Below are 247 nucleotides of genomic sequence, written 5' to 3'. Positions count from 1 at the left end.
CCGCACCCGTCGCAGCAGATCCGCGGTGGCATCGGCGGCATGCTCGAACTCCACCTCGTTCACCCATTCGCGGATGCGCACCACGTCGGCGCTGTGGGGCGTGCTCACGCAGGCGCGCAACAGGGTGTCGAGGACCTCCTCGGCAGCGAAATCCGACGTTTGCAGGAGCCCGACCAGGCGTTCGAGCAGGGCCTCCAGCTCCTCGACCGTGCCCTCCTCGCCACCGGTCACCTCGACCAGGATCTCG

1 protein-coding gene is annotated in these 247 nt (G+C 68.8%); it reads right to left on the bottom strand.

Annotated elements, in window-relative coordinates; genetic code table 11:
- Nucleotides 1–247: hypothetical protein (locus tag FS767_RS22465; protein WP_144968283.1), on the bottom strand; the 247-nt coding region annotated here is incomplete at both ends.

This window comes from Pseudomonas sp. DE0010 (assembly GCF_007680745.1).
GTDB classification, from domain to species: domain Bacteria; phylum Pseudomonadota; class Gammaproteobacteria; order Pseudomonadales; family Pseudomonadaceae; genus Aquipseudomonas; species Aquipseudomonas parafulva_B.
This window is presented reverse-complemented; position numbering and strand designations above follow the sequence as displayed.